The organism is Allobosea sp. P4_C6 (genome assembly GCF_056402015.1).
Genome location: NZ_JBFUIF010000216.1, coordinates 1 through 1,864, shown reverse-complemented (window position 1 = coordinate 1,864; position 1,864 = coordinate 1). Strand labels below are relative to the sequence as shown.

3 protein-coding genes are annotated in these 1,864 nt (G+C 60.2%); all 3 read left to right on the top strand.

Annotated features, from left to right (window positions below):
- The coding region (gene trhA, locus AC1DVA_RS28070; protein WP_476808079.1) for a PAQR family membrane homeostasis protein TrhA at positions 1–353 on the top strand (353 nt) is incomplete at its 5' end.
- 153 nt (positions 354–506) lie between these two features.
- Positions 507–734, top strand: a complete 228-nt coding sequence (locus tag AC1DVA_RS28065) for a hypothetical protein (protein WP_476808078.1) — start codon at positions 507–509, stop codon at positions 732–734.
- Positions 735–1,478: 744 nt separating this feature from the next.
- Positions 1,479–1,727 (top strand): hypothetical protein, encoded by a 249-nt coding sequence (locus tag AC1DVA_RS28060; RefSeq protein ID WP_476808077.1) that lies wholly within the window; start codon positions 1,479–1,481, stop codon positions 1,725–1,727.
- The last annotated feature ends 137 nt before the right edge of the window (positions 1,728–1,864 follow it).

Below are 1,864 nucleotides of genomic sequence, written 5' to 3'. Positions count from 1 at the left end.
AACTGAGCGGGAGCATTTTAGCACAGGCTCTCCTCGGCATCGTATGGCTCGCCGCCGCTGCCGGCGTGGCGATCAAAGTGGGTTTGCCCGGCCGGTTCGACCGCCTGTCGATCGCGCTCTATCTCCTGATCGGGTGGAGTGGGCTCCTGATCTGGAAAAGCGTGAGTCTTCTGCCTGGGGGCACCCTCTGCCTGATCATCGCGGGCGGCCTTCTCTACTCGATCGGTGTCATTTTCCACATTTGGGAGAGCCTGCCGTTTCAGAATGCGATCTGGCACGCCTTCGTTCTTGTGGCTTCAGGCTGCTTCTATGGGGCTGTGTTTCGGGCGTATGCTATAGTGCCGGCTGCATGAGCTGCGGCGGTCCTCCTCCCAAATGTCTTCGAGGATCACGCGAAGCTCCTCGCGCGCGTCCGCAAGGCCCAGGTCTGCGATTTGCGGAGGTTCCACCAGAGGCCGCTCTGTCTACAAGCAAAAGCAGATTGTCGGTATGAGTAGCCCGGCAAGATGGTGGGCATCACGGGCAAACCTGCTGTTTGTCCTGTTCGCGGTCGTTTTGGGAACCTGCAAGAGATCAATGAAGTTCACGCTGCCCATCGCTTCGCCGACCCCATAGGTCGGCCCACCGGCCACGGTGGTGAACCCGAGAGTCTGGATAACTATGCCGACTTCCTCGAGGCGATCTCCCACCCGGCGACCGTTCACGGCATGCTAGCGGACTATCGTACGGGCTGAGCGTCGATGCCGACCATGATCGAGACGATCGAGACAATGGGCGCAAGATCGCCTGCCCGGCCCTTGCGCTGTGGTCGGAAAAGGACGACCTGCTGGATCACGACGGAGATGTGGTTGCAGTCTGGCAGAAGTGGGCTGTAAGGGTCCGCGGGGCGTCAATTCCAAGCCGTCACTATATGGCGGAAGACGCGCCGGAGGAGCTTGCCGCGGCGCTGCTTGGCTTTTTCGAAGGTGAGCTTTGACGATCCTTTGGCGGCGCGGCGGTCATTCTCCCAGCTAAAGTGGGGCTATCGCCGCAACTCGGCTCGGTTGTGCCGACCTACCGAAGCATCTTGCATTCCCCACGACCTCGAGGCCTTCGGATCACGATCTCGACACCCACAGCCCGAGACAAGGCCTTATCCCACGAAACCGGACGGTCGCTACTTYGTGTCGCCGGCGGATTCTGGATCGGCCAGTCTGAAGAGGGACGTCATCAGCTTGTCGCTGAACTCATGGATGGTCGCCCCTCTTTCAAATATGCCGAGTGTGGCCACGGCGATGTCAAAGCCGCTCGCGCTCGCATCGGTTCCGCAAAGGGAACTCTCGGTGAGCGCGGGCCAGTCTGGTGGGCGGACGGGCACCCGACCTCAATCGCAATCTCGTGAAGAACACGGCGTATGCTCAGTGGTCTTTTGCGAATGGAAACGCGGGAAAGGCAGGGGTAACGTGGCACGATGGGCACACGAGAAAAAGGAGGGCGACATGCAGCAATCTGCCGTCGCCGTGACAACGCGTGTTGGACTGAAACGCGCTTTTGATGTCGATCTGCCGCTCAACGCAGCAACGTTGAACGAGCACCTCTATGATATCGGGATATGGCTTATCGAGCGCCATATCCCACATCAAGCTCGCATTCTCTGGGAGCCGCTGGAGAAGCGGATCCGTGTCAGCTTTTACGACCCGGACGAGGCCGGAGCCTTTAGGAAACGCTTCGGAGCAACGCTTCACTGAAGAAGGCCAGCGGCCAAGTGTGCTTCCGTTTTCCTTAGGTCTTTCCAAGGCTTCTTGCGACCACGCGGCTCAGCCGCTCGGCGAACCCACGGGCATTGGTGGGACGTTCGCCGTCCAGCACGCGAGCGGTGTCGAGG